Below are 25,590 nucleotides of genomic sequence, written 5' to 3' on the forward strand. Positions count from 1 at the left end.
CTTTGAACCAAGAATGTTCACTCCCGGACAAATTGCTCAGGATCGGGCAATCGGCCTTGGATATCGTGGAATACTTTGATGCTGTTCTTCAAAATGATCACCCGTGCTAAGGTTGCTTTTTTCTCCAAGTACGTGTCGATATATTTCGGTGTGGAATATAACCCTATCGTTCGCCAACCATCCTGACGCAAAGTCTCCAGATAGGCGGAGGAGTTCTCGATCGTTGAATCGTACGTATAAGGAATTGACGGACTTATGCCCAGCCTTAAGCTTGCCGGATCGATCAGCGAGGTCCCTGGTAAGTAAGCAAAATCCGTAACGGCGTTGCTGCTAAACGTTTTCAAAATCGGATCGAATTGGCCGGTTACTTTGCGAAGGGGTGTTGTTGTATTTTGGTTTGTATGCTTAAGGTAGAGGGTATCGTCATATGCATAGACGATATAATGCGAGCCGCCGGCGATAGCTTCTCTGACGACAATGCCTTCGGGCTGCTGCTGGGCAGCAGTGTTCTGCTGAGCGAACAAGTAGATGGGAAGAGGTATAAGCAATAGCAGAATTCCGATCACGACGACTGCCGGCTTCTTCAATGGTCTCGCCACCCCTCTATGCAAAGAATGGAATTGCGAAGCTGCAACGGCGTTTTTCGTATGCTGCGAGTGTCAAGCCTAGCATTGCGCTTCGCTTGCACTGGAAAATACGCTTATGGTAGAATAGCAAATAAGCGACTTTATGCCGCGCATAGAAGTTGCAACCACGGAACCAATACCAGCCGACCGGCCAAAGTTAACTGGTATTGGTTTTTTATTTTCCCTTAAACATATACTTTGGCAGTTGTCAATAACCAATTCAAATCTCTGAATTCCTCTTGACAAGCAGAGTATAGCATTTAGTATTTTTAGTGTATATCACTTTTTTTGACGAAAGATGTAAAATTTTGTCGAAAAACACCTCTTTAGGTAGTTTTTAGGTTGGTGTTTTGGTACATAATGTCGTTATTTTGTTTAACATATCATTCTTAAGATATGCTTGCTAGTTCAACAGTCATGTACAAAAAGACCTTGAAGCAACTCCTTCAAGGTCTTTTTGTATGCTATCTATAATTTAACTTTATCTAGAGATTGATAATCTGGTCTCTATGAGGCCCTACCGATACGCTTGATATTTCCACTTCAATCGCAGACTCGATGAACTTCACGTATACCTGAGCAGCATCAGGCAAATTATCGAATGCCCGAATGCCCGTAATATCGCTTTTCCAGCCTGGAAATTTTCTAAATATGGGCTTTGCCCGATCCAATTCCGCGGTTATCGGAAAACGATCGATAGCGACCCCATCCACTTCGTATCCGACGCATACCGGAATTTCGTCCAAATAACCGAGCACGTCGAGATTCGTCAACACGACATCCGTCGCGCCCTGCAGCATACATCCGTACCTCGTGGCAACCGCGTCGAACCAGCCTACCCGTCTCGGACGTCCCGTCAACGTCCCGTACTCTCCCGCGTCCCCGCCTCTGCGACGAAGCTCTTCCGACTCCGAGGAACCCAACTCCGTAACGAACGGTCCCGCGCCTACGCATGAGGAATACGCTTTGACTACCGCGATCACGCGAGTAATCGCATGCGCCGGCAATCCGGCTCCGACCGGCGCGAACCCCGCAAGCGTGGAAGAGGAAGTGGAATACGGGTATATACCGTGATCCGGATCCCGGAGCGCTCCCAACTGTCCTTCCAGCAAAACCGGCTCCCCCTTCTCCATAGCACTCCGAAGCAAGCCAGTCGTATCGCAAACCATTGGTCGGAGCTTCTCTCCCAACTCTAGCAGTTGGCCGAGCAAATCATCTATCCGTACCGGAGGTTTGTTATACAAGTGCACGAGCAAAACGTTTTTGGCCATAAGCAGCTTCTCCATCTTGATTTGCAATCGGGCCGCGTCGAATAGATCCGATACTTGGATGCCCAGCTTTGCGTATTTGTCCGCATAGAACGGAGCGATTCCCCTTTTCGTAGAACCATATCCGTTAGAGCCGAGCCTTTCCTCCTCTAACTCGTCGAATAGCCGATGCACGGGAAGAACGACTTGCGCTCTTTCGGACAATCGAACGCGCGGCTCGGGCACGCCCCGATCCTGCAATGCCTCCAGCTCTCTTAGCAGTTGAGCGGCATCTACGGCCACTCCCGGACCGATAATATTCGTGACATTCGAATGGAATACGCCCGAAGGCAGCATATGCAAAGCGAATTTACCATAGTCGTTGATAATCGTATGTCCCGCGTTGCTGCCCCCTTGAAACCTCACTACGTAAGATGAATTAGCGGCGTAATGATCCGTCATTTTGCCTTTGCCTTCGTCCCCCCAGTTCGCCCCTACTATTGCCGTTACCGCCATGTTATCCGGCCTCCTATTTCGTTTTGACTCCGCAAAGCTTATTATAAGAGTGTTATCATCATAAAAATAATTGATATAACTAATATCAGATATAAGTAGGGGTAATGTCATGAACATCAATACCGAATGGTATCGCGCGTTCTATTGGACCGCGGTTAAAGGAAGCTTGTCTAGAGCAGCCGAGAAGTTGCATATCACTCAGCCTGCCGTCAGCCATACGCTCAAGCAGCTTGAGAGCCAGCTTGGCGGTCAATTGTTCTTCCGGACTCCGAAAGGCGTCGTATTGACGAAAGAAGGAGAGGTGCTGTTCAGCCACGTTAAACAAGCTTTTCAGCTCATGGAAATCGGGGAAAAGAAAATAGCCGAGATGCACAATCTCGACAGCGGGGAAATCCATATCGGAGCAAGCGACACTCTATGCAAACATTTTCTGCTGCCTTATCTCGAGCAATATCACCAAGCTTATCCGAACGTTCGGATTCACGTCACGAACCGGACGACACCAGAGACGTTAGCCTTGTTGAAAAATGGACTAATCGATTTCGGCATCGTGAACCTTCCCGCGGCGGACGGCAGAGTAAATTTCCGGGAAAGCCAAGCTCTGCATGAATGCCTTATAGGAGGAAAAGCATATGCCGCTCTGGCAGAGCAGCCTTTCCATCTTGAGGAGCTAAGCCGTTATCCCTTGTTGATGTTAGAATCGGGCGGCAACACTCGCCGGTTTCTCGATGGGTACAGTTCTAGCCATGGCGTAACGTTAAAGCCCGAGTTCGAGCTCGGCAGCATCGATTTGATCATTCAATTCGTTCGCAGCGGTTTCGGCTTGGCTTTCGTTGCCCGCGAATACGCGCAAAACGAACTAGACGCGGGAACGCTTGTTGAAATTCCGCTGATCCCCGCGGTACCCGAGCGGCATGTCGGAATCGCGACACTTAGCGGAACTCCGCTCTCCTCCGCTTCGAGACGATTGCTGGAACTATTGCCATAATAAAAAGCGCCCTTGCATGGGCGCCTTAATTCCATTCGTTCTATGAGACTATTCCGGCTTGCGAGCCACGTAAAACAGTCGTTCCGATTCCTCGTTCGGCTTGTCCCAAGTGAAATCGGCAAGTCGATGAAGCAGTTCGAACCCGGCTTCGGTTAACTGCTCCGCAATCCAATCGGGATCGTACGTTCTCTGTACGTGAGATTCCTCGAAGCGGCAGTACAATGCACCGCCGCTCTTGGGAGACGTCTCTTCTTGAATGAAGAAAGTGAGCGAATGCTCGATTTCCATCCGATCCGGGTCGTAATCGCAAGTCCACAGATAAGCGACGTCTTTCTCGTCATACACGAACGGCTGCTCTTCCGCGTACCTCTCCAATTGTCTCGGAGAATGGACGTCGAACAGAAACAACCCTCCCGGCGCCAAGCCGTGATAAGTTTGACGTATCGTTGCCGACACGTCTTGCGGTTCCGTTAAATAGTTCAAGCAATCGCAGAAGCTGATAACCGCATCCACTGGATGCGGGAGCTCCCAGTCCCGCATATCCTGCTGAAGCCAACGAATCGTTCCGGGCTCGTCCCGATATCCGCCTCGCGTAGCCGGCTCGTCCCATTTGCTGCGGGCAACCGATAACATCTCCGAGGAGATATCGATCCCGAACACGCTGAAGCCCGATCGGGCTAGCGGTATCGTCATATTGCCCGTTCCGCAGCCGAGATCCACGACTGTCTTCGGTATACCGTATTTATCCCAGCATCGGCGAGCGAAGCTCATCCAGTCGGAATACGGCATTTCCTCCATCAAACGGTCATATACGGCAGCGAACTGCCGGTAAGTACGCATGGTCGTCTCCCCAGTCTGTTACAGATTACGTATAGAGCTTAAGTCGCGGGGCTCCCGTCATCCGAAGCCGATTGATGTTCCGACTCTCCCTCGGCCGTAACCAGATGCGTCCAGTTGCCTTTCTGCGTGACGAGGCCTTCTTTCATCAGCTTCCCGAGAGCTCTCTTGAACGCCGATTTGCTAAGCTGGAACCGACGTTGGATATCGTCCGCGCTTGTCTGATCGGAGTACGGCATCGCACCGCCCGGCCGCTCCTTCAAGAAAGCAAGAATCCGGTCCGCGTCTTCCAACCGGCCGACTTCTTTGCTCGCCTTGATACTTAAGGACACTCGGCCATCCTCGCGAACTTGCGTAACGCGTGCGCTGAACTTCTGTCCGATCCGAAGCGGATGGACCATGGAAGCGTCATGAATATATCCAAGCACGCCAAAGCCTAGCAAACCGCCGTCAACCAAAGTAAACACGCCATCCCGATAGACATCCGTTACCCAACCTTCACGCCATTGGTTAAGCCACGTCGTCGGTGCCCGAACGACCTTCGAAGCGAAATCGTCGATCTTCGCCAATCGAGCAAGCATACGGCCTTCTTTGTCGTGTTTCATGACGACGAACAGCTCGTCGCCCGTCTGCGGCCACACGTTCTTGCGCTCGGGAGGAAATTGCTTCAAAGGCAACAACAGTTGACGCCCGATTCCCATCTCCAAGAAAAATCCGAAATGAGGGTGAAAATCCGCGACCGTCAGCTTAGCCATTTCTCCGAGCGAAATAAGCGGTTTGCGTAAGGTTGCGGTTAGACGCTCTTTGTCGTCGTGAAATAGGAACACTTCGATCTCCGAATCGATCTCGGGTCTAGTTCCGACCGCTTCCCCGTAAGGAAGATGGACCTCGGGACCGTCTTCCGCTCCGAATCCGAGAAACCAGCCATACGGAGAAACTTCCCTACGAACCCACAAGCGTTGCAGCGTGCCCGCGGTCAGGTTCATACGGATTCAACGGCCTTCGCGTCGGACCATAGACGTTCCAAATGGTAATACTCCCGCTCGTCCCTATGGAATACATGGGCGACAACGTCTCCCATATCCACGAGAACCCATCTTGCGGTATCCATGCCTTCCAACCGTACTCTTTTGCCGTTCAACTCCGCGCTTTTGCGGATTTCCGAAGCGATCGACAACACTTGCGTATCCGAATTCCCGTGACAGATGACGAAATAATCCGCAATCAGCGATATGCCTTGCAAGTTCAAAGCCACGACGTCGTGGGCTTTCTTTTCTTCCGCCGCATTGAGTACTGCCTTCAATAATTGTTCCGAGCTACCTGCCATGTCTCAGCCTCCGCTTTATAGGTTATTGTTCTTTTGTTTGCGATTGTTTGAATTGCGTAATGAGATCGTTACGCGCCAATACGGTTAATGGAAAAATTCGTTTTCCCCGCTCCACCAGCACTTCGATCGTCGAACCGAACGCCGCGATCAGCGCTTCTTCCATATTATGTTTAGCAAGCTTGCGCAGCTTATCCACTCCGGGAAAATCGCGCCCCGGTTCTATATAATCCGCTAAACAAACGATTTTGTCCAACTTCGTCATGTTTTCCCGTCCGGAAGTATGGTAGCGGATCGCGTCCAATACTTCTTCATCGGCGATGCCGTGTTCCGTTGCCACCGCCCAGGCTCCGACATGCGCATGCCATAGCTCCTTGTCGTGATCTAACAGGTCCGGAGGCAAATGGCGTTCCCTGATAATCGCTTCCATCCGGTCGATCGCCCATGCTTTGGAGTAATCATGCAGCAGCGCGGCGAGCTCGGCCTTGTCAGGATCGCCGTCGTAGCGCTTGGCAAGCTGAATGGCGGTATCGACTACGCCAAGGGTATGTTTCCAACGCTTGTCGGGCATCTGCCGGCGAGTAGCTTCCCTTAATGCTTCAAGATTCATATAAGCCATTCCTTCTAATGAATTCGGCAACCTGTTCCGGGAGCATGTAGCGGATAGAGCGACCTTCCTTAAGCCTGCGCCTAATATCGGAGGAAGATATCCCCATCGGAGGCATGATCGCCCGCAGCAACCGGCGCCTTATGAAGATTGGAAGCGCGGCGTCGTCGCTAGGCTGGTCCGGCCGTTCCAAACCGATAAAAGTTAAACTTTCCGCAAGCCTCTCGATTTCCCGCCAATTAGGCAAGTCTTTGACCATATCGGAACCGACGATCCAATAGAACGTCAAGTTCGGATGTCGTTCTTTCAAAGCCGTTACCGTGTCGATCGTATAAGAGGTCCCTTCGCGCTGCAGCTCGATGTCCTCGACCTTGAATGCGGGATTGTCCGAAATGGCCTCATCGAGCATTCGGCGTCGCGACTCGCTATCCGCGCCGGGCTGCGGTTTATGAGGCGGCGTTAAAGTCGGGATAAACCAGACTTCGTCAAGGCCGACTGCCTCAAGCGCGGCTTGCGCGGCCAGCAAGTGGCCGTTATGGACCGGATCGAACGTTCCGCCGAGCAAGCCGATTTTACGCATTGGCTCTCGCCCTTCCGTTCATCATTTGCGTGGAAGCTCGATTTGCTTATGGTCTTTGGATTCTTTGTAGAGCACGATCGTCTTGCCGATCACTTGGGCAAGCTCCGCGCCGGACTTCTCGGCCAGTTCAGCACCGATCTCGCGAGGATCGTCGTCGCAGTTCGTCAGGACGGAGATCTTGATCAGCTCGCGTACTTCGATCGCTTCTTCGATGTGGCGGATCAGGTGATCGTTCGTGCCGCCTTTGCCGACTTGGAAAATCGGGGTGAGGTGATGCGCCAACGATCTTAGGTGGCGTTTTTGTTTTCCTGTTAACATTTCTATTCCTGCTTTCTGTTGTGTGAATCCGGATACTCGTAATATAGGGTTACAAAAAAGGGTTGGCACTCCGCCGCTGTTAAAATCGAGGTTGTTCTTGAATGGAATATGCGGTCACAACTCGATTTTAAAGGCGGACGTAAACTCTCCGTACCAATCCCTTTTTCTCCACCCCTTGACGAGTCACCGTAATCTCTAGCCCAATACCAAAAATGCTTATTTACCAAAAGACTCAAGGACGACCGAACGCATGGCTTCGACCGGGGCGGATTCGCCCGTCCAGTACTCGAATGCGTAGGCGCCCTGGTAGATGAACATGCCCAAGCCGCCGTGCACGCGGCAGCCTAATTGCTCGGCTTGCTCGAGAAAAGCCGTCTTAAGCGGATTGTAGATTAAATCGCTAGCGACGGATCCGGCCTTCAGCCAGGAAGGGTCGAAAGGAAGCTCGCCGATGTTAGGCGACATGCCTACGGAAGTCGTGTTGATGACGACGTCGGCGGACGAACAAGCTTCGCGGAGGCTGCTCCACGGAATCGCCGAGATCCGATAGTCTGACGAGAACGAAGCGGCGAGTTCGGCGGCTTTCGTCTCCGTTCGATTCGCGATCAGGATCGCTGCCGGACGTTCTTGCGCCAGAGCCCATAGGATTCCCCTAGCGGCTCCTCCGGCGCCTAACACGACGATCGTCTTGCCGCTCAAATTAGGCTCGGCTTCTTCTTTTAAGGAGCGAACGTATCCGATACCGTCCGTATTATAACCGATCAATCGACCGCCGTCGTTGACGATCGTATTGACCGCCCCCGCCGCCCGGGCACCCTCGCTTACTTCGTCGAGATAGGCCATGACTTCGACTTTATGCGGTATCGTGACGTTCAATCCTCTGAATCCCAATCCGCGAACGCCGGCAATCGCCTGTTCAAGCTTATCCGGAGTCACATGAAATGCCGCGTAAGCTCCGTTAATGCCCTTTTCGCGGAATGCCCGATTCAGCATGATCGGGGATTTCGAATGCCGGATGGGGTCGCCGATGACCCCGAACAATACGGTATGACTATCCATCTTATTTTATCTCCTCTCCCACAAGAGGCTGTCGGTTACATCATGCTGTCCCGCAGCAAAACTTTAATTCCGCGCGGAGCGTGGACGTCTACCGTCGCTCCGGTTTTGCCGTTCGCCTGAATCCAGCCCAATCCCGAAATAAAAATATCCTGATTCGAATTCGGCGGAATCCTCAAGCGATGCCGGGTCCATGCCGGGAACGATTCAAGGTCTTCCGTGCTAGGAGGACTCAACATCACCCCGCGATGCTGCTCGTAAAGCTCGTCGGCCCGTTCCAGCTTCGTCCGGTGAACCGTCAAGCCCCCCGAGAGATTCACGGTGAACGATTGGCGTTCGCCTTCCAGGAAATCGAACCGGGCTAACGCTCCGATAAACAACGTCTGCTTCTCGTTTAACTGATACGTTAGAGGCTTCAACGGTTTGTCCGGTAGAAGCGCCGCCAAATCCTTGCGCGGAACGATCTCCGACATCCGCCATGAATAGACGATTCCCGGCGTGTCGATGATGCTCTTGCCGTCGTCGAGGGGAATGTGCACGGCATCGAGCGTCGTTCCGGGATATCGGGAAACGGTGAGCTCGCGCTTCAAATCGCTATAATCCGAAATCAAGCGGTTAATCAAAGTGCTTTTGCCTACGTTCGTCGCTCCGACCACGTACACGTCCCTGTCGTTCCGATAAGTATTGACCGCTTCAACGACGCGGTCGAAACCGATATTGCGGCGAGCGCTGCACAATACGACGTCGATGACCTTCAAGCCTTCCTCGCGGGCTTGTTTCTGAACCCAATTCCGCAATCGGTTCCAGTTCGTAACCGGCGGCAGCAAGTCGATCTTATTGACGACGAGAAGCACCGGGTTATTCCCGACGAAGCGCTGCAAGCTCGAAATTAAGCTGCCTTGAAAATCGAACAAATCCACGATGTGGACGACCAAACTATCCGTCGAGGCGATGCCTCCGAGCAATTTCAGAAACTCGTCCTGGTCTACCGTCACGGATGACGCTTCGTTATAATTTTTAATCCTAAAGCAACGTTGGCAGACTGCCTCTTCCTTCTCTATCGAGGAAGCGGGCACGAATCCCGGCTTCTTCTGGTCACCGCTCTGAAGCGGAATTCCGCAGCCTGCGCAACGAGGAGGCTTATGTTGGTCTAGCATCCGTTTAGCGTCCTCCCTTATCTGGCCATAGCCCTTTTTTCCGTAGCCTTGCCAGCGCGATTTTCTCTATTCTTCGGTTGATTTGCGTCGCCCAGCCTTCTTCTCCCGGGGCAATCGGCGTAACCAGAATCGTATGTAATCCCGCGCGCCTTCCCCCTAATACGTCGGTAAGCATCTGATCGCCGACGACAACGGCATGTTCGGGATTTAGTCCCATCAAGCTCAGCGCGCGACGAAACGCGGCCCCTGCAGGCTTGCGCGCCGCCGGTATGAACGGAATGCCAAGAGGGTCGGCAAACTTGCCTACCCTGATTTTATTGTTATTGGAAAGGATGACAACCTGAAAACCCCGCTCCTTGATCCGATCCAACCACTCGATCAATAAAGGGGTAGCAAGCGGGTTTTGGCGCTGACCAACGTATTGTCCAGATCGGTAATGATCCCGCGGACTCCTCGAGCCTTCAGTTCATCCAAATCGATATCAAATACGGTATTCACGATTTGATCGGGAAGCAGACGCTTGAACATCTTGATTATAAACTCCTGTCTGTTAACGGCTAATCTTCCTCAAAATATACCACACCGCTTCTGGGCTTGCAAAAAAACGGGAAAGCCCGGGCAACCCGAACCTTCCCATAATCGCTTAACTCGCGCCCTCTTTTAACCCGTTATAACGCTTTTCGGATTTTGGCAGCCGCCTCGGTAAAATCATGCAGCAGCTGGCTATTGCCGCTGTCATGCCCGTACCGGGCCTTCTCGAACGTCGTTAAAGCTCCTTCGAACTCGTTGCGCAGCGAGGAAAACTTATTCCCCCAACGGTCGAACGTTTCCCGAATGGTCTCGTGCGATTCCCTGCGCAACCCCTGGCGCTGCAGGAACGACAACAGCCTCTCCATTTCGCGAACGACTCTCTGATTAGGCGTATTCCCTTTATGGCGAATTCGGTTCCACAGCCTTCTGGCATTATTGCTCCGGTAGCCGAAGATCACTAAGATCACAATGACGAGAACGACGACGATCGCGCCGACCGGAACGACCCAATCTTTGTTGTTGTCCGCGGCTCCTTCTTCGACCGGCGTTCCGTTTGCGGCCGTATCCACGTTAGGCTGCAGCGCTTCGCCTTCCGGCAAAGGCTGCGGAATGCTGAATCCGGAAGTCGGTTCGAACGGAATCCAGCCGTATCCTTCGAAGTATACTTCCGCCCATGAATGCGCATCGGCATTCCGTACGGTGTAAGTACCCGCTCCAGTCGGATCGGGAATTTCCGAAGGACCTCCGAATCGAGCCCGTTCAATCGCAGCCGGATCGAATCCGGTGGAATACCCTTTCACCCATCTCGTCGGCAAGCCGATAGACCTCGCCATGACTACGAACGCCGTCGAGAAGTAATCGCAATACCCTTCTTGGACTTCGAATAGGAACGCATCCACGAAATCCCCGTTAGCCCGATTCGTTCGACGGGTCAAATCGGGAGTGTTCGTGTAAGGAAAAGTTTCTTTCAAATATTGCTCGAGCTTCTTCGCGCGGTCGTAATCGTTCGTCAGGCCGCTTGTTTGCTGCTCGGCCAACTCGCGTACGCGTGCAGGCAAGCTGTCGGGCAGTTGTAAGTACGGCTGCAGCAACAGCTTACCCTCTGACGGAGGCGCGGCTTCGCGCAATGCCTTCTCGTCGAGAACGGCGACTTGGGAGACGACCGAATACGACTCGACCCGGGCAGGTTTGTTCCATCTTAACTCCCATTCTTCCGGACTCCATCTCAAGCCGGTGTTGCTATCGCTCTTAAGCTCGGTGACCGCCGAAGCGGGACCCGCCGAGAACAGCACGGATTGCTTGCCTTTGCGTTCAATCTTGACCGTCTGAACGACTTCGATCGTCTCGGTTCCTTCGGCTCTCGGCGGCACAAGCTCCAGATCGGGCGTTTCCTTGCCGATCGGCGACGGAACCGTTTGTTGGTTTTTGCTGTCCGCCCAGCCTTTACCGGTATAGACCATTTTCGTCTCGCCTCGCCAGTAGCTGCGCTGAGACGTCGTGACCGTCATCACCGGCGAATAGTCGAATTGAAAACCGCCGCCGATATTTCGGTCGTCCCTGCTGTATCCCGACAGCGAGGAGCCTTTGTTGCCAGAAGAACTAACCTTCTGAATGCCGCCTTCTCCAGCGAAGGTCGGGACTTCCCGGCCTTGGGCTTCCGTCCATATCGTATAGGGATCCTCGAGAATGACGGGAGCCCGCGGCATGAGAATACCCGCCAGAAGGACGAGCACGATGATGATGATGGCCGGGAATGCAATATCGAGCGGCCTTTCAGCCAACGCTTCCCAGCTGTCCGGATGTCGCACCTGAAGCTGTCTTAGATGAAGAATGACGAGCCAGGCCAGGCCGGCCGTAACGATCCACGCAATGTTATGCCATAACTCGAGAGGAAAAAACGAATCGACGGCGGCCATGACGGCAATGGACAATACGATTACCGCGATAGCCCCCACGCGTCTCGAACCTATCCATGACATCACGTGAACGACTGCTACTATCCCAATCGCCAATTCGATGAACGGATGAAACTGCTCCGCGTGCGTGACTATGAATTGTTCGACGAGCCCCCAATTTTTCCAGCTTTCCGGCCACCCCTGCCACTGAATCGGGATTTTCATCAAAATCAGACCGATCGCGGTTACGCAAGAGACGGCGATACGAACCCCGATCAATCGGGACATCAACAGTTCCGCGACTGCCGTAACCGTCAATACGCCGTAAATAATGAAATAGGTTTCTTCCCACCAATAATCGGAGAAACATTGGACCAGTTGCAGGACGACAACGATCGCCAGCAGCCTATGAAGCCGTTCCAACACTAACCGTCGCCAGAACTGATCGGATATCCGCAACCTCATGCGCTCACCCCTCCTAACGCTTGGGGCAATTTTTCCAATTGGGATACCGTGCAAAATTCCCATTGCTTGGATTGGCACAATAATTGCCATTGATGGAGCTTCGATTTTTGATCCGATAAGGCATGCTTGTCTGAAATATGGATGAAGCTCGGCACCATCCTCTTGCCCTCCAGCGCGCCCATAGCCTTCACGGTCTGTTCATCCGTCGACGATCCGATGATGACCACGTGAATTCCCGGTTCGTACCGTTCGGCTACTTGGCAGAGCTGATCTCCGAGGGACTGCGTTCCATCCGCTTCGACATCGACCAAATGCTGCAAAACCTCATCCCTGGAAACGGGAGACCGGCCTTCGCCGAACCAATACGACGTCGCGCCGGATGAGACAAAGCCGATCGGCATCCCTTTGGCGATCGTTAATTCCAGCATCGACGCGGCAGCGGAGACGGCTAGCTCGAACTGCTCCGCTGCAGGATAAGACGAGGCTTTGCGATCCAGGACGAACACGACCCGGGGAAGAGCCTCCCGCTCGAATTCCTTCGATTTCCACTGTCCGGTTTTGGCGGTGGCATTCCAATGAATGCGGGATAGCCGGTCACCATGGATGTATTCCCGGACTCCGTCGATTTGCGTCGTCTCCCTCGCCCAGAGAGAATTGAACGTATGCTGGAATACGCCCCGTTGCGACTTGCGGAACAACTTCCAGTCTTTCAGCGCGATCGTCCTGGGGAGCACTTGAATGTGCAGCGGTTGCTCAAAAGAACCGCGGTGCTCGAATAAACCGAAAATATCCCTGGTCGAGCAATCCGTCTGATGAAACTCGTATCTTCCTCTTCTGAGGGGGGCCGTCTCGAACTGTACCTCGCCTCTGCGCTTATAATCCGGTACGAAAGACATTTCGTATAATTGCGATTCCCCGCCCGTAGAACGAACCAGCTTTTCTCTTACTATAATATATGGCAAGGGCCAGAACCCGGGAATTTGCATCCGGAGCTTAACCTGCAGCCTCATTCCTGCGGTTAGTAACGCCGAATCGTTCTTTCCCGTTTCCGTTAACCTAATCCCTTGCACGCCGCCGATGCCGCTCCAACGGCCAAGCATTAAATAGACGGCAAGCGCATTAAGGATCACGAACAGCATAAGAGAGGTTTTGCCGCCTTGGAACAGTAAATAACAAAATGCGGTGACGTATAGAATGGCGCTTAGCCACCAAGCTCGTGGGAAATGCAGCCGCGACATGATTATCGCTCCATCCCTACGGGCACCGGCAATAGACGCAGAACGTCCTGCAGCACTTGCACGCTAGTAACTCCCTGCATCCGGGCTTCGGAGCGCAAATGCAGCCTGTGGCTGAGTACTAGCGGAGCCATGGCCTTTACGTCATCCGGCAAAACGAATGCGCGATGGTTCAAGAATGCATAGGCTTTGGCCGCGGAAGCGAGCGCAACGGCGGCCCGAGGGCTTGCGCCGAGCAGTACTCCCGAATGCTGGCGCGTGCCGCGGATTAACGCAATCAGGTAATCCGCCACGGTCGTTTCGAGATGGGTACCTTCCGCCAGCTTCTGCATCTGCGAGATGTCGTCTACCGTTGCGACCGCCTGTAGCGACTCGGCCGCGCGGCTCGCGCCAGGTTCGAGAATAAGGCGTTTCTCGGAAACCTCATCCGGATAACCTAGCTTGATCTTCATCAAAAACCGGTCCAGCTGCGCTTCCGGCAAATTATAAGTTCCTTCGAATTCGATCGGGTTTTGAGTAGCGAATAACATAAAAGGATGCGGAAGATTGTAAGTCTCGCCGTCGACGGAAACTCTCCGCTCCTCCATCGCTTCCAGCAGGGCGGACTGCGTCTTCGTCGTTGCCCTATTGATTTCGTCGGCGAGCAACAAGTTGGCCATTACCGGACCCGGCCTGAACACGAACTGCTCCAGCTTCGGATGATAGATCGATACCCCGGTAATATCGGTAGGCAATAAATCCGGGTTACATTGAATGCGATGGAACACGCCTCCGATCGATAAGGCGAGCGCCTTAACCATCTGGGTTTTTCCGGTTCCCGGCACGTCTTCGATGAGCACATGTCCGCCTGCAAGCAATGCCGTAAGCATGTAAGCGATTTCCTCTTTCTTGCCGTAAATACATGATTCCATATTTCGTCTGATTTGATCTAATAGTTGCATCGCCGCATGATGGTCCATTTCTCTGTTCCTCCTATGGAATCTACATTGATGATGTTATATAGTCCCCTACATATTATACCGGAATTTGGATGCGATCGTAAATTTTAGTTTCTTCCAAAAAACAATAGAAAAACAGCCAATCCCGATCGGGCTTGGCTGCGAGGATCAATTATTCTTTATAGAAATTAACGGTTAACCTTTCGGTTTGACGACCAACGCGGCTAGAAAAGAGAACACGATCGCCGCGGACACGCCAGCGCTCGTCACGCTGAATATGCCCGTAATGACGCCGATCCATCCTACTTCTTGGAGCTCGGTCAACGCCCCGTGAACCAAGGCGTTGCCGAAGCTCGTAATCGGAACGGTGGCTCCGGCTCCCGCGAAATCTACCAAAGGATCGTACCAACCGACCGCGTCCATCACCGCACCCGTTACGACCAATAACGACATCGTGTGCGCCGGCGTGAGTTTTACCACGTCGAATAACAATTGACCGACGACGCATATCGCGCCGCCGACTACAAAAGCCCATACATAAGCCATCATGGCGCGGCATCTCCTTGTTTCTCGGAATTAGAGGCTTCAATCGCGACCGCATGCGCTACGCAAGGTATGGTCTCCCCCTGCTGATACGACAGCGGACTCAGCAGAGCTCCCGTCGCCACGACGAGAATTCGGCGCAACTCTCCTTTGTGGATTCGTTTGAGGAGATGTCCGTAAGTGACGACGGCGGAACAAGCGCATCCGCTGCCCCCTGCCTGCACCTTCTGATTCTCCACGTCGTAGATCATCAGCCCGCAATCCAGAAACTTCGTCTGATCCATCTGCACGCCGTTTCTGCGCAGCATTTCGCTGGCGATCGGATGACCGACTCCCGCTAGGTCCCCGGTAACGATCAGATCGTAATACCCCGGTTCTCGGCCGGTATCCTGGAGATGCCCTTGGATCGTATCGACCGCGGCGGGCGCCATGGCGGCCCCCATATTAAACGGATCTTTAATACCCAAATCCATGATTTTGCCTATCGTGGCCGCCGTGATGACCGGTCCTTGCCCTTCGCGCGCGACGATGGAAGTACCCGCTCCGGTCACCGTATATTGCGCCGTCGGAGGTTTCTGGGAACCGTACTCCGTCGGATAGCGGAATTGCTTCTCCGCCGTGCAATTGTGGCTGCAAGTACCCGCCATAACGTATTCTCCCGCGCCCGAAGACACGATTAAGGAAGCTATCGCCAGCGATTCCATCGAGGTAGAACAAGCGCCGAAAACGCCGATGTAGGGGGCGCCTAACGTACGGGCCGCAAACGAATTACTAATGATCTGGTTCATCAAATCTCCGCCGACGAAGAAATTCAGCTTATCCTTCGATAACTTGGCATGTTGCAGTGCGATATCCGACGCTTGCTCCAGCAACGCCCTCTCGGACTTTTCCCAGCTTGGCTGGCCGATTTCCAAGTCCGGATGAACCAGATCGAACTCGGAAGCGAGCGGTCCCTGTCCTTCATCAGGGCCGACGACCGTTCCGGTAGCGATAATGACCGGCGGCTTGGGATACACCCACGTGCGTTTACCCTGAAGTATCATGCCATGCCCCTATTCCGAATATCCAGTAGACTATGCCGACGATGAAGGATGCCACGACTCCGAATACGATGACGGAGCCCGCCAGCTTGAACATATTCGCTCCGACTCCAAGCACCAATCCTTCGCTGCGATGCTCGATCGCCGCGGAACACATGGAGTTAGCGAACCCCGTTACCGGGACCGCGCTGCCGGCGCCCGCCCATTGCGCGATCTTGTCATAGACGCCAAGGCTCGTAAGAATAACGGACAACAGGATCATGACCGCGACGGTCGGGTTGCTGGCGTCTTTCGAGGACATATTGAACGCCGCCACGAAAAACTCCGTGACCCCTTGGCCGATCGCGCAGATGACCCCTCCCGCCAAAAAAGCCCTCAAGCAATTCGTCCATACGGACCGGGAAGGCTCCCTCGCTTTGGCGAAAGCTTGGTACTCTTTGGACGACATGGATACCGGCTTATACCCGCGATTTCCTCGCCCAGCGCTTTTTACAGCCACAGAAACCACCTCCATCGGAAATAACATCAAGCTCATCGCCTTCATTATTTCCCACAGTGGCATCTTGTCATTCGGCCAAATTACTTTAATGCTTTGGAACAGGCACGGATAGGCGTAAACCCACATACAATGGTAATGCTCCTTTTCCGCAACCCGATCCCCACTTTCGGAGGTGGCCTTCCCGTGCCCGGTTTTATCACATCGATAGCCCTGTTCTTGAAACAATTGTCTTTACTCGTCTCCTATGTCAAGAACAACGCGTTCCCGCAGCCTCTGACCGATGATGAAGAGGCGTTACATTTGCAACGGCTTGCGGAGGGTAACCCCGTGTCCCGCAACCTGCTTATCGAGCACAACCTGCGTTTAGTTGCCCATATCGTCAAGAAGTTCGACAATACCGGCGAAGACTTGGAAGATCTCATCTCCATCGGAACGATCGGGCTTATTAAAGCGATCGAAAGCTTCCAACCGAACAAAGGAACGAAGTTGGCCACATTCGCTGCCCGTTGCATCGAAAACGAGATACTCATGCACTTAAGGTCTTTAAAGAAAACCCGAAAGGACGTGAGCTTGCACGACCCGATCGGAACGGACAAGGAAGGCAACGAAATCACTCTTCAAGATATCCTCGGAACGGAGCCGGACGAGGTCGTCGAGAAGGTGCAGCTCAAAATCGAGAAAAGCAAAATATACCGAAATCTCGACATTCTGGACGACCGCGAGCAGGAAGTCATCCGCGGCAGGTTCGGATTGGATGGCGGCGGCGATGAACGGACCCAGCGGGAAATCGCTCGCGAGCTTGGAATAAGCAGAAGCTACGTTTCGCGGATCGAGAAGCGGGCATTGATGAAGCTCTATCACGAGTTCTATAAAGCTAAGCGATGAACTCCATAGAAAACAAGAAATGACCGACAATCTGCTTTGATTTGGTATTATCCCCTTCAGGTAGACACTCGTAAAAACCTCCATGTTATCATGGAGGCTTGAGTGCCACTTGGAGGGGATATTTTTATGGCTAGAAAGGAACAAACAATCCAAACGTATCTGAAGAATTCCAATTGAAGGCGTCAGAGCGTATTTACGTTGTGAGCATTTCATTCAAAGCCATTGATTATGGATTATCTTTTCCTTTTCTTATGGCGAGGTTTCTCAAGTTGAGATCGTAGTGCTTCATTCATTTGAGAAAATGGGCGAATTTATCCGGCGCATTCCGAATTTCTTGAGCCAAACCATTCCGCCCAAAAGAATAATTTTGGTGAAGTCCTAACTGTAGTCGACGAGATTATTCGGCTAAATTGCAATCATAGAAATTCTCGAGAACGAATAATCCTTTCACCCCGTCTCCGCCGCGGAGTAGAAGAAAAGTTGTGACCATCCGGGCCGTTCGGCCAATTCCCATCCAAATACGGATAGATTGTTATAAACTGCCACATAAAAATCCTTGCTTTGATTGGAACCGGCACCGAATAAGTCTCCGGAGAGTTAATCCAAACAACCATATCCTCCATCAATAAAGGGACATTCACCGGGAGTTGCCTTCTTTGGCCTCATCCAGTTATTCCAAAGCTTTCATTAAGTTAGGTAACAAAATCATTAATATCAAAATACAAATAGTATTTTATGATTTTTCAAGGTTCATTTCCCTCCTATTATTTTTTAACTCCAATAAAACCCTCTGAATAGTCTCCAACCCAGGAATATTTTGGGTATGTCTTTATGTCGCCATGTATATCTATTATTGCCCATTCATCTTGATAGACTACGTTCGCATAACCATTCTTATAAGGGTTTACATCATCAAATTGGAAGTCAATTCTAACCTCCCCCTTAATATCAATAAAACCCCATTTTTTATTTTTGCGAACTGGAGCTAACCCATTTGAAAACTGCCTAGCTTCTTTATATTGCGGTGATATGACCTCTTCTCCATTTGAATTTATAAGTCCATATTTATTAGCTCTTCTGAAGAAAACAATGCCTTCATTGAAGGGTGAAATATAATCATATTTCCAAGTGACTATTTCCTTTCCAGATCGATCAATAAAACTGTAATGGTTATCCTTCATTATCGTTGCATAACCTTCCGTAAATAAGGTTGCACGATCCCATTTACAAGGAATAACTACCTGGCCTGTAATATCAATGAATCCATATTTGTCATTACGAAACACCAATCCTAACCCCTCAGTAATCATGATTAAGTCTGATATGCCAGCCTAATTTACTCGATTGATTAAATACAGGAGCAAGACCACTACAAAAAGGGCGACAGTGTGTATATGGACCAGGATCAATTAATTCGCCCTTTAGGTTGATGTAATAGTATTTATCTCCTTTTTGTACACATGCATATCCCTCTAAAAAAGAATAAGTTTGGTTATATTCAGGCGCAATGATTTCGTTTCCATTGATATCAATAAATCCGAACATCAACATTCCCCCTTAATAATTTTAAACAAATCACAAACAATTTATGTTTTATTCAGCGTAATGGAATTAAGTTACTATACGAGTTAGAGCCACCACAATCTATCGGACGTATATGATGTACTTCCCAAGCAAGTTTATCGAACTTTTTAAGTACCTAACCAGGTGCTGGTAATGGCCCCATATAAACAATTGAAAATTGATTGGAATAACGAAAGAGGTACTTATCATGAAAAAAGGAGAATAACCATTAAATTTAACTTGGTTGTTCCCCATTGTTGTAATTATGTAATAACCCCATATTATTTAATTAACTGTTGCTCAATCAATTCAACCCATTGTGGAATTTGTACCGCGCGAGTTTTTATCTCACCATAGTCAGCCTCAAGAACAATTTCACCATATGATTCACTATTATCAATAACGATTAGGTGATCAATTAAATGAAGATTAGTAAGTAAATTTCGAATAGACGTCTCATGCCGCCTCATTATGTCATCGGAGGCAATGTGATGCCCTCCATTCTTAACGCGAACTGCAACTCTCTCTATATTCAATCGATAATCACCAAGTCCGACATAAAACATGGTGATTTCAAACCCATTTGCCTTGGCTTCTTGCATATGGCGAATCGCGTTTCCGCCAGCCAATGTTGTTTCGACTGAAAAATCACGTTTGTAACGAATGCAATCCCTGGCTAGCTTAATGGCTTCTTTCCCCGCTGATACCTTTCGACGTTCTGGATTAACGGAATCGATTCTTCGTGCCAAAGCATCGGGATCTATATTAACACCGATCCCGAGTCGATCCACGATCAAATTTCGGATAGTACTCTTTCCGCTTCCGTTGTTTCCAGCAAATACAAACATGATTGCTGAAGGATCACTCATGGGCGAGATCCTTATCGTCGATGGGAATAATATCCCCGTTATTATATTCTTTAACAATTTGACCTTGGTCCGTTTTATAGACGATATAGGTATCATTAGCTTTAGCATCGAGCTTCGCGCGATCACCTGTGAGCTTGATTAACTTTTTCAGATCTTGAATATGATTCATGGCAATTCACCGTCCAATTCTCATCCATGTTATATCGTCAATTATATCACAAGAACACTACATCATCTCGCATCCACTATCGTTCAACCAGCTTCACCGCACCAACACCCCCGTAAACACCAACCGCACCCCCTCCTTACATCGGTTTGTGTTTACATCGTCAAGAAGTTCGACAATACCGGCGAAGACTTGGAAGATCTCATCTCCATCGGAACGATCGGGCTTATTAAAGCGATCGAAAGCTTCCAACCGAACAAAGGAACGAAGTTGGCCACTTTCGCTGCCCGTTGCATCGAAAACGAGATACTCATGCACTTAAGGTCTTTAAAGAAAACCCGAAAGGACGTGAGCTTGCACGACCCGATCGGAACGGACAAGGAAGGCAACGAAATCACTCTTCAAGATATCCTCGGAACGGAGCCGGACGAGGTCGTCGAGAAGGTGCAGCTCAAAATCGAGAAAAGCAAAATATACCGAAATCTCGACATTCTGGACGACCGCGAGCAGGAAGTCATCCGCGGCAGGTTCGGATTGGATGGCGGCGGCGATGAACGGACCCAACGGGAAATCGCTCGCGAGCTTGGAATAAGCAGAAGCTACGTTTCGCGGATCGAGAAGCGGGCATTGATGAAGCTCTATCACGAGTTCTATAAAGCTAAGCGGTGAAACTCCATAGAAAACAAGAAATGACCGACAATCCGCCACGATTGCGGTCATTTCTTGTTGATAGCCTTTTATGGCATAGGGCGAGCAACCAATCGGCTAATTTCCGGTAACGAAGAATATTTTCCACACTGACAAATGACCCGCATAAGTCTATAATAACAAAGGTACGAACCATTATCGGAATGTCTTAGAGGTGCATGAAGTGACCATTATTGTATACGATTTGGAAATGACCGTTCGACGCAAGAAAGGCCAGATCGCCGAAATCATCGAAATCGGAGCGGCTAAAGTCGGTTTGGTCGGCGATACCCCGCAAATCATCGATACGTTTCAATCATTCGTCAGACCTGTTATCGTTACTCAGTTAACGGAGGACACGACGTCTTTTACCGGAATTACGCAAGACGACGTGAACGGCGCGGGAACGCTCGCGGAAGTTCTTCGGGAATATACGGAATGGATGGGCGACGAAGAATATTTCCTGTGCGCGTGGGGACCAGACGACCAGCGTCAGCTCGTGCAGGAGTGCCGCCAACATCAAATTTCCACGGACTGGATCGTTAACCATAACAATTTGCAAAAAATGCTGTCCAAAATATATAAGCTAGAGAAACATCAGCAGATGGGTCTGAAACCGGCGCTGGAAATGCTCGAAATCCCGTTCTCCGGATCCCATCACCGCGCCATGGACGACGCGATTAACACCGCCCAAATTCTCGTCAAGCTCTACGATCAATTCCAGTTTCGCCGCAACAAGCTAAGCGACGAACCTAAATTCGAGAGCGAGGTCGTTTACAAAACCGACCATTTCGAGAACTTGCCCTTCGCGGGACTGGCGAATCTATTCCCCGAGCAAAACAAGTAGCCGCGACTAATTCCTCGCGGCTACCGATTCGAATTCTCCTTATTTGACTCCCGGCATCCACGATTCCTTCAGCAGCCGAAGTGGCGGCTGCCCCAAAAGCTGCTCCCGAATGTTATCCCAAGCGGCGAACAGCAGCCTTTGCAGCTTCCATGCCGCTTGACCGGCCGCCTGAACGACGAGGCCGTGCCGCGCCGTACGGGCGACGCCATAGCGTACGTCTTCGGTCACCGCACCCGACTTCTCGATTGCCTCGCGCAACTTATCCGCTAGATCAGGCGTTATCCGATCCGAGAAAACCGAGAACATCCCCATATGAGTGAAACTGCCAAAACATCCGGCATTATCGATCTGCAACAACGATGGCTCCCATATTTGGCGCTGATAGTGAATAAGCTCTCCCCGATACCGAACGGTTACCCTTGCATCATAGCTTCGGAAAGCGAACGATTCTCCCCTAGATAGCCTTCCCGGACAGAAAATATCCCCCATCACGCATACGGAACCTTCTTCCAGATCGATCTCCGTGTCGGTCATGAACCCGGCGTTCCGGAACAGCATTACGGGCTCCGGCATCCATTCCAGCACGGCATCGGCTTGCAATCTCAATCGTTGCTTCATTCGGGAATCATGGCCCGACTCGCAAGGATGGACCCTCGTATACGCTTGGTTAGTCGCATAGACGCGAACCCTTTCCCGAAGCTCCCAATCGAATAAATAGCGGTCTCCCTCGAGAAGTCCAGGGGAACCGTCCATTTGCACGACGGCCAGCTGTCGCCAATCGCCGGCCGACAGCGCGAACGTTTTGGCTATCTTTAGAGGCGAAGTGTGATAGCGCGCAATGAGCTCCGGTCGTCCGTTGACCAAGCCGACGACCGCTCGAAGCTCGGACAGCCTTTCGGTGGCCGGGGGCAATTCGGCTCCGATCGGACGGTCCGCCGCAGCCGCATTCTCCAAACTAGACGGCAGCCCCATGATGTCCGGTCTCGTGCGCTACCCAATCCGCGACGGTGTCCAACCCTTGCCCCCCGAACAAATTCGTAAAGACGAACGGCCTTTCACCGCGCATATGACGGGAATCGTGCTCCATCACTTCCAAGCTCGCCCCCACGTAAGGCGCCAGATCGATCTTATTAATAATAAGCAGATCCGATCTCATAATTCCCGGACCGCCTTTGCGAGGAATTTTCTCCCCTTGCGCTACGTCGATGATGTAGATGAAACGATCGACGAGCTCGGGGCTGAACGCCGCCGCCAGATTGTCCCCGCCGCTCTCGATCAGGATCAAGTCCAAATCGGGAAACCGCTGCTCCAGCTCCTCGACCGCCTCGAAGTTCATTGACGCGTCTTCGCGAATGGCCGTATGCGGGCATCCTCCCGTCTCCACTCCGATAATCCGATCGTTAGGCAAACAGCCCGTATCCGATAAAATCCGCGCGTCTTCCTTCGTATAGATATCGTTGGTGATGACGGCGAGATTGATTTTATCCTTCAATTGAAAAGCCAGTTGCTCGACCAGTTTCGTTTTACCCGACCCTACCGGTCCGCCGATTCCGATCCGCATTGGGCGTCCTCCCGCGACTTGCGGAGTTTCCCATTCGTGATGATGATGTCCTTCTTTTCCTTGGCACATCGATAATCCCTCCGTTAACTAATGTAGATTTCATTGTAGCGTCAAGACATGAAAAGCCGGGAATACAACGTCTCGTGCCTAATCATCGCAAGTTCGGCCATAGGCATCGCGCTATACGCATCCGCCGGGTCCATCTCCCTGACTTTCGCCCAAGCTAACGAGATATCCGGGAACAAAGAGGCCGTCAACCGCTGAGCCTCCGTCTGACCCATGGAGATCAGACGCAACGCCGCATTCACGCAAGTAGCGACCGCAGTGTACAAATAACCTTCCGCCGCCCGTTCGAGGGGAACTTGCAGCTCGCGGCAGATGATGCCGTAGATAAGCGGGTAACTGCCGAAACAACGCCCGCCGCGAATATCTTCTTGCAGCTGGCGGATCATCGTCAACATAGACGGAAACAATTCGGGAGCCAGCTTAAGCAGCCTTCGTCCGATTTTCTCCATCCCGTCTCGCGACTCGGGAGCCAATCTTTGGAGATGTACGAGTTCTTCGATTCCATAGGCGTAACCATCACCATCATGAGATGATCTGGCATATGCCGCTTTAACGATCATCAGGTCGCTAGTCGCCCAGCTATGCCGCAGCATCGCTTCCATATACGTGCGCAAGCTTGCTCCGTCTTGAATTTGTCCATCTTGTACAAGAGATTCCAGTCCGAAGGAATGGGCGAAGCTGCCGATGGGCAATGCCGAGTCAAGCAACAGCTGCAAGGAAAGCCAAGTTCCCGGGCAGCCGGCGCTTTTCCTTCCAACATCAATTCAGATCCGCCCCTTTCCCTCTATAGAATCGACTAGAACAAATAATAGCGCTGTGCCATCGGAACGACGGACACCGGTTCGCATATGGCAAGCTCACCATCTACCGTTACCTTGTAGGTATCGGGGTCAACCTCGATGACCGGAGTCGCATCGTTGCGGATCATGTCTTTTTTCCCGATATTACGGCAGTTGACGACGGGTTCTATCCGTTTCTGCAGACCGAGCTCCGAGGCGATTCCCCGCTCATACGCCGCTTGCGAGACGAACGTGATCGAGCTATGGAACAACGATTTGCCGTAAGACGCGAACATCGGACGGCCGAATACCGGTTGAGGCGTCGGAATCGAAGCGTTCGGGTCTCCCATTTGAGCGTAAGCGATGCTTCCGCCTTTCAAAATCAGATCCGGCTTTACTCCGAAGAACGATGGGCTCCAGACGACGACGTCGGCCCATTTGCCGGCTTCGAGAGAACCGACGATATGGGAAATGCCATGTGCGATAGCCGGATTGATCGTGTATTTGGACACGTAACGTTTAATTCTCTCATTGTCGCCTTCCCCGCCTTCGTCATCGCCCGCAAGCGGCCCTCTTTGCATTTTCATTTTGTCCGCCGTCTGCCATGTCCGGGTGATGACTTCTCCGACGCGGCCCATCGCTTGCGAATCGGAGCTGATGATGCTGAACGCGCCCAGATCGTGCAAAATGTCTTCCGCCGCGATCGTCTCCGGACGAATGCGGGAATCCGCGAACGCTACGTCTTCCGGAATGCCGCTGTCGAGGTGATGGCATACCATGAGCATATCCAGATGCTCTTCGATCGTATTGACGGTAAAAGGACGGGTAGGATTCGTCGAAGAAGGAATGATATTCGGCTCCCCCGCCGCTTTGATTATATCCGGAGCATGGCCGCCGCCCGCTCCCTCCGTATGGTAGGTGTGAATCGTCCGTCCGCCGATGGCTCTGAGCGTATCCTCGACGAATCCCGCTTCGTTCAGCGTATCCGTATGAATCGCCACTTGAACGTCGTATCGATCCGCCGCGGACAAACAAGCGTCTATCGCCGCGGGCGTCGTCCCCCAGTCCTCATGCAGCTTAAGTCCGATCGCTCCGGCTTCGATCTGCTCGATTAACGGTTCTAACGTCGAAGCGTTCCCTTTGCCCAGGAATCCGAGGTTCATCGGAAAAGCTTCCGCAGCCTCGAGCATCCGCCTCAGGTGCCAAGCTCCCGGAGTACAGGTCGTTGCGTTCGTTCCCGTCGCGGGTCCCGTTCCTCCGCCGATCATCGTGGTTACGCCGGAGGATAACGCCGTTTCGATCTGCTGAGGGCATATATAATGGATGTGCGTATCGATTCCGCCTGCCGTCACGATCTTGCCTTCGCCGGCAATCACTTCCGTGCTCGCGCCGACGACCATATGAGGCTCGACCCCGTACATGATGTCGGGATTACCTGCTTTGCCGATGCCCACGATAACGCCGTCTTTTATCCCGATATCGCCTTTCACGATTCCCCAATGATCGATAACGATCGCATTCGTAATCAACGTATCCAGCACGCCATCGCTTCTGACCGCGCGGCTCGATTGGCCCATGCCGTCCCGGATGACTTTGCCGCCGCCGAACTTGCACTCGTCTCCGTATACGGTATAATCCCGTTCAATAACCGCCCACAAGCCGGTATCCGCCAACCTAACCGCATCTCCGGTCGTCGGTCCGAACATCCCGGCATAGCTTTGACGATCCATGCGCATGCTCTCTCTCCTCCCAATGCCCGTTCCTG

Annotated in this window: 28 protein-coding genes and 3 pseudogenes; 4 read left to right on the top strand and 27 right to left on the bottom strand. The window is 51.8% G+C overall.

All coding sequences use genetic code 11. From position 1 onward, the window contains the following. Positions 1 to 17: 17 nt before the first annotated feature. Together FPL14_RS04305 and FPL14_RS04310 are read right to left on the bottom strand one after the other, a co-directional pair. A complete protein-coding gene (locus FPL14_RS04305; protein ID WP_182301861.1) occupies positions 18 to 587 on the bottom strand; it encodes a hypothetical protein in 570 nt (189 codons plus the stop codon). A 524-nt stretch (positions 588 to 1,111) separates the two neighbouring features. Continuing rightward, a complete protein-coding gene (locus tag FPL14_RS04310; RefSeq protein ID WP_182301862.1) occupies positions 1,112 to 2,389 on the bottom strand; it encodes an adenylosuccinate synthase in 1,278 nt (425 codons plus the stop codon). A gap of 109 nt (positions 2,390 to 2,498) precedes the next feature. Between FPL14_RS04310 and FPL14_RS04315 the strand changes: the two genes are divergently transcribed. Next, complete coding sequence (locus tag FPL14_RS04315) at positions 2,499 to 3,377, top strand: LysR family transcriptional regulator (protein ID WP_182301864.1); 879 nt, start codon at positions 2,499 to 2,501, stop codon at positions 3,375 to 3,377. Between the two features lie 48 nt (positions 3,378 to 3,425). On the opposite strand, the gene FPL14_RS04320 is transcribed toward FPL14_RS04315, so the two are convergent. The 15 genes and pseudogenes from FPL14_RS04320 to spoVAC form a co-directional block, all read right to left on the bottom strand. Next, the gene (locus FPL14_RS04320) at positions 3,426 to 4,217 is read right to left on the bottom strand and encodes a class I SAM-dependent DNA methyltransferase (protein WP_182301865.1); all 792 of its coding nucleotides are present in this window, start codon (positions 4,215 to 4,217) and stop codon (positions 3,426 to 3,428) included. Positions 4,218 to 4,255: 38 nt separating this feature from the next. Beyond that, a complete protein-coding gene (locus FPL14_RS04325; RefSeq protein ID WP_182301866.1) occupies positions 4,256 to 5,200 on the bottom strand; it encodes a CvfB family protein in 945 nt (314 codons plus the stop codon). Then, on the bottom strand, positions 5,197 to 5,541 hold the full coding sequence (gene rsfS, locus FPL14_RS04330; protein ID WP_182301869.1) for a ribosome silencing factor: 345 nt from the start codon (positions 5,539 to 5,541) through the stop codon (positions 5,197 to 5,199). The genes FPL14_RS04325 and rsfS overlap by 4 nt, the downstream gene beginning before the upstream one ends. Before the next feature lie 22 nt (positions 5,542 to 5,563). Further along, positions 5,564 to 6,148 carry a bis(5'-nucleosyl)-tetraphosphatase (symmetrical) YqeK gene (gene yqeK / locus FPL14_RS04335; protein WP_182301870.1) on the bottom strand — a complete coding sequence of 195 codons (585 nt, stop codon included), beginning with the start codon at positions 6,146 to 6,148 and terminating at the stop codon, positions 5,564 to 5,566. Next, positions 6,138 to 6,725, bottom strand: a complete 588-nt coding sequence (locus tag FPL14_RS04340; RefSeq protein ID WP_182301872.1) for a nicotinate-nucleotide adenylyltransferase — start codon at positions 6,723 to 6,725, stop codon at positions 6,138 to 6,140. Before FPL14_RS04340 ends, yqeK begins: the two co-directional genes overlap by 11 nt. Positions 6,726 to 6,746: 21 nt before the next feature. Beyond that, positions 6,747 to 7,043 carry a ribosome assembly RNA-binding protein YhbY gene (gene yhbY, locus FPL14_RS04345; protein WP_182301876.1) on the bottom strand — a complete coding sequence of 99 codons (297 nt, stop codon included), beginning with the start codon at positions 7,041 to 7,043 and terminating at the stop codon, positions 6,747 to 6,749. Positions 7,044 to 7,259: 216 nt separating this feature from the next. Beyond that, positions 7,260 to 8,102: a shikimate dehydrogenase gene (gene aroE / locus FPL14_RS04350; protein WP_182301877.1), complete on the bottom strand. Its 843-nt coding sequence runs from the start codon at positions 8,100 to 8,102 to the stop codon at positions 7,260 to 7,262. A 35-nt stretch (positions 8,103 to 8,137) separates the two neighbouring features. Next, complete coding sequence (gene yqeH / locus FPL14_RS04355) at positions 8,138 to 9,256, bottom strand: ribosome biogenesis GTPase YqeH (RefSeq protein ID WP_182301878.1); 1,119 nt, start codon at positions 9,254 to 9,256, stop codon at positions 8,138 to 8,140. 4 nt (positions 9,257 to 9,260) lie between these two features. Next, positions 9,261 to 9,784 (bottom strand): annotated as a pseudogene (locus FPL14_RS04360) (YqeG family HAD IIIA-type phosphatase). A 140-nt stretch (positions 9,785 to 9,924) separates the two neighbouring features. Beyond that, positions 9,925 to 12,147 (bottom strand): transglutaminase TgpA family protein, encoded by a 2,223-nt coding sequence (locus tag FPL14_RS04365; protein ID WP_182301879.1) that lies wholly within the window; start codon positions 12,145 to 12,147, stop codon positions 9,925 to 9,927. Further along, positions 12,144 to 13,385 (bottom strand): DUF58 domain-containing protein, encoded by a 1,242-nt coding sequence (locus tag FPL14_RS04370; RefSeq protein ID WP_182301880.1) that lies wholly within the window; start codon positions 13,383 to 13,385, stop codon positions 12,144 to 12,146. Before FPL14_RS04370 ends, FPL14_RS04365 begins: the two co-directional genes overlap by 4 nt. Before the next feature lie 2 nt (positions 13,386 to 13,387). Next, positions 13,388 to 14,341 (bottom strand): AAA family ATPase, encoded by a 954-nt coding sequence (locus FPL14_RS04375; RefSeq protein ID WP_182301881.1) that lies wholly within the window; start codon positions 14,339 to 14,341, stop codon positions 13,388 to 13,390. Between the two features lie 174 nt (positions 14,342 to 14,515). Continuing rightward, positions 14,516 to 14,866 (bottom strand): stage V sporulation protein AE, encoded by a 351-nt coding sequence (spoVAE, locus tag FPL14_RS04380; protein WP_182303842.1) that lies wholly within the window; start codon positions 14,864 to 14,866, stop codon positions 14,516 to 14,518. After that, entirely contained in the window at positions 14,866 to 15,903 is a 1,038-nt protein-coding gene (gene spoVAD / locus FPL14_RS04385) for a stage V sporulation protein AD (RefSeq protein ID WP_182303843.1), read from the bottom strand. Before spoVAD ends, spoVAE begins: the two co-directional genes overlap by 1 nt. Further along, on the bottom strand, positions 15,890 to 16,351 hold the full coding sequence (gene spoVAC, locus FPL14_RS04390; protein WP_229263936.1) for a stage V sporulation protein AC: 462 nt from the start codon (positions 16,349 to 16,351) through the stop codon (positions 15,890 to 15,892). The genes spoVAD and spoVAC overlap by 14 nt, the downstream gene beginning before the upstream one ends. 234 nt (positions 16,352 to 16,585) lie before the next feature. Here spoVAC and sigK (FPL14_RS04395) point away from each other — a divergent pair, with 234 nt between their 5' ends. Continuing rightward, positions 16,586 to 17,287 (top strand): RNA polymerase sporulation sigma factor SigK, encoded by a 702-nt coding sequence (gene sigK, locus FPL14_RS04395; RefSeq protein ID WP_169280001.1) that lies wholly within the window; start codon positions 16,586 to 16,588, stop codon positions 17,285 to 17,287. Positions 17,288 to 17,687: 400 nt separating this feature from the next. On the opposite strand, the pseudogene FPL14_RS30695 reads toward sigK (FPL14_RS04395), so the two are convergent. The 6 genes and pseudogenes from FPL14_RS30695 to FPL14_RS04425 form a co-directional block, all read right to left on the bottom strand. Next, a pseudogene (locus FPL14_RS30695) lies at positions 17,688 to 17,925 on the bottom strand (Fic family protein); the annotation flags it as partial. Between the two features lie 126 nt (positions 17,926 to 18,051). Next, complete coding sequence (locus FPL14_RS04405) at positions 18,052 to 18,573, bottom strand: WG repeat-containing protein (RefSeq protein ID WP_182301882.1); 522 nt, start codon at positions 18,571 to 18,573, stop codon at positions 18,052 to 18,054. Positions 18,574 to 18,586: 13 nt separating this feature from the next. Further along, positions 18,587 to 18,832, bottom strand: a complete 246-nt coding sequence (locus FPL14_RS04410) for a WG repeat-containing protein (RefSeq protein WP_182301883.1) — start codon at positions 18,830 to 18,832, stop codon at positions 18,587 to 18,589. 52 nt (positions 18,833 to 18,884) lie between these two features. Beyond that, positions 18,885 to 18,965, bottom strand: a pseudogene (locus FPL14_RS30700) (HNH endonuclease); the annotation flags it as partial. A 166-nt stretch (positions 18,966 to 19,131) separates the two neighbouring features. Beyond that, on the bottom strand, positions 19,132 to 19,719 hold the full coding sequence (locus FPL14_RS04420; protein ID WP_182301884.1) for an ATPase: 588 nt from the start codon (positions 19,717 to 19,719) through the stop codon (positions 19,132 to 19,134). Then, on the bottom strand, positions 19,712 to 19,888 hold the full coding sequence (locus FPL14_RS04425) for a hypothetical protein (protein WP_182301885.1): 177 nt from the start codon (positions 19,886 to 19,888) through the stop codon (positions 19,712 to 19,714). The genes FPL14_RS04420 and FPL14_RS04425 overlap by 8 nt, the downstream gene beginning before the upstream one ends. A 156-nt stretch (positions 19,889 to 20,044) precedes the next feature. Between FPL14_RS04425 and sigK (FPL14_RS04430) the strand changes: the two genes are divergently transcribed. Together sigK (FPL14_RS04430) and FPL14_RS04435 are read left to right on the top strand one after the other, a co-directional pair. Continuing rightward, complete coding sequence (gene sigK / locus FPL14_RS04430) at positions 20,045 to 20,554, top strand: RNA polymerase sporulation sigma factor SigK (protein ID WP_229263938.1); 510 nt, start codon at positions 20,045 to 20,047, stop codon at positions 20,552 to 20,554. A 202-nt stretch (positions 20,555 to 20,756) separates the two neighbouring features. Beyond that, positions 20,757 to 21,419 carry a 3'-5' exonuclease gene (locus FPL14_RS04435; protein WP_182301886.1) on the top strand — a complete coding sequence of 221 codons (663 nt, stop codon included), beginning with the start codon at positions 20,757 to 20,759 and terminating at the stop codon, positions 21,417 to 21,419. A gap of 39 nt (positions 21,420 to 21,458) precedes the next feature. Here FPL14_RS04435 and FPL14_RS04440 read toward each other — a convergent pair whose 3' ends face one another. The 4 genes from FPL14_RS04440 to ureC all read right to left on the bottom strand — a co-directional run bounded on the left by FPL14_RS04440 (position 21,459) and on the right by ureC (position 25,555). After that, a complete protein-coding gene (locus FPL14_RS04440; RefSeq protein WP_182301887.1) occupies positions 21,459 to 22,391 on the bottom strand; it encodes an urease accessory protein UreD in 933 nt (310 codons plus the stop codon). After that, positions 22,375 to 23,049, bottom strand: coding sequence for an urease accessory protein UreG (gene ureG, locus FPL14_RS04445; protein WP_182301888.1), 675 nt, complete (start codon positions 23,047 to 23,049; stop codon positions 22,375 to 22,377). The genes FPL14_RS04440 and ureG overlap by 17 nt, the downstream gene beginning before the upstream one ends. Before the next feature lie 41 nt (positions 23,050 to 23,090). Next, on the bottom strand, positions 23,091 to 23,762 hold the full coding sequence (locus FPL14_RS04450; RefSeq protein WP_182301889.1) for an urease accessory protein UreF: 672 nt from the start codon (positions 23,760 to 23,762) through the stop codon (positions 23,091 to 23,093). An 80-nt stretch (positions 23,763 to 23,842) separates the two neighbouring features. After that, the gene (ureC, locus tag FPL14_RS04455) at positions 23,843 to 25,555 is read right to left on the bottom strand and encodes an urease subunit alpha (protein ID WP_324617922.1); all 1,713 of its coding nucleotides are present in this window, start codon (positions 25,553 to 25,555) and stop codon (positions 23,843 to 23,845) included. Between the last annotated feature and the right edge of the window lie 35 nt (positions 25,556 to 25,590).

The sequence above is a fragment of the Cohnella cholangitidis genome (genome assembly GCF_014107495.1).
Classification (GTDB): domain Bacteria; phylum Bacillota; class Bacilli; order Paenibacillales; family Paenibacillaceae; genus Cohnella; species Cohnella cholangitidis.

What these genes read in the sequence shown, in the direction of transcription:
- FPL14_RS04370 (WP_182301880.1), bottom strand. Translation starts at nt 13,385, where the DNA reads ATGTCGCGGCTGCATTTCCCACGAGCTTGGTGGCTAAGCGCCATTCTA.
- FPL14_RS04365 (WP_182301879.1), bottom strand. Translation starts at nt 12,147, where the DNA reads ATGAGGTTGCGGATATCCGATCAGTTCTGGCGACGGTTAGTGTTGGAA.
- rsfS (WP_182301869.1), bottom strand. Translation starts at nt 5,541, where the DNA reads ATGGCAGGTAGCTCGGAACAATTATTGAAGGCAGTACTCAATGCGGCG.
- FPL14_RS04420 (WP_182301884.1), bottom strand. Translation starts at nt 19,719, where the DNA reads ATGAGTGATCCTTCAGCAATCATGTTTGTATTTGCTGGAAACAACGGA.
- FPL14_RS04340 (WP_182301872.1), bottom strand. Translation starts at nt 6,725, where the DNA reads ATGCGTAAAATCGGCTTGCTCGGCGGAACGTTCGATCCGGTCCATAAC.
- yhbY (WP_182301876.1), bottom strand. Translation starts at nt 7,043, where the DNA reads ATGTTAACAGGAAAACAAAAACGCCACCTAAGATCGTTGGCGCATCAC.
- spoVAE (WP_182303842.1), bottom strand. Translation starts at nt 14,866, where the DNA reads ATGGCTTATGTATGGGCTTTTGTAGTCGGCGGCGCGATATGCGTCGTC.
- FPL14_RS04375 (WP_182301881.1), bottom strand. Translation starts at nt 14,341, where the DNA reads ATGGACCATCATGCGGCGATGCAACTATTAGATCAAATCAGACGAAAT.
- yqeK (WP_182301870.1), bottom strand. Translation starts at nt 6,148, where the DNA reads ATGAATCTTGAAGCATTAAGGGAAGCTACTCGCCGGCAGATGCCCGAC.
- ureG (WP_182301888.1), bottom strand. Translation starts at nt 23,049, where the DNA reads ATGTGCCAAGGAAAAGAAGGACATCATCATCACGAATGGGAAACTCCG.
- FPL14_RS04425 (WP_182301885.1), bottom strand. Translation starts at nt 19,888, where the DNA reads ATGAATCATATTCAAGATCTGAAAAAGTTAATCAAGCTCACAGGTGAT.
- aroE (WP_182301877.1), bottom strand. Translation starts at nt 8,102, where the DNA reads ATGGATAGTCATACCGTATTGTTCGGGGTCATCGGCGACCCCATCCGG.
- FPL14_RS04440 (WP_182301887.1), bottom strand. Translation starts at nt 22,391, where the DNA reads ATGGGGCTGCCGTCTAGTTTGGAGAATGCGGCTGCGGCGGACCGTCCG.
- FPL14_RS04410 (WP_182301883.1), bottom strand. Translation starts at nt 18,832, where the DNA reads ATGTTCGGATTTATTGATATCAATGGAAACGAAATCATTGCGCCTGAA.
- spoVAC (WP_229263936.1), bottom strand. Translation starts at nt 16,351, where the DNA reads ATGTCGTCCAAAGAGTACCAAGCTTTCGCCAAAGCGAGGGAGCCTTCC.
- FPL14_RS04310 (WP_182301862.1), bottom strand. Translation starts at nt 2,389, where the DNA reads ATGGCGGTAACGGCAATAGTAGGGGCGAACTGGGGGGACGAAGGCAAA.
- FPL14_RS04325 (WP_182301866.1), bottom strand. Translation starts at nt 5,200, where the DNA reads ATGAACCTGACCGCGGGCACGCTGCAACGCTTGTGGGTTCGTAGGGAA.
- ureC (WP_324617922.1), bottom strand. Translation starts at nt 25,555, where the DNA reads ATGGATCGTCAAAGCTATGCCGGGATGTTCGGACCGACGACCGGAGAT.
- FPL14_RS04315 (WP_182301864.1), top strand. Translation starts at nt 2,499, where the DNA reads ATGAACATCAATACCGAATGGTATCGCGCGTTCTATTGGACCGCGGTT.
- yqeH (WP_182301878.1), bottom strand. Translation starts at nt 9,256, where the DNA reads ATGCTAGACCAACATAAGCCTCCTCGTTGCGCAGGCTGCGGAATTCCG.
- FPL14_RS04320 (WP_182301865.1), bottom strand. Translation starts at nt 4,217, where the DNA reads ATGCGTACTTACCGGCAGTTCGCTGCCGTATATGACCGTTTGATGGAG.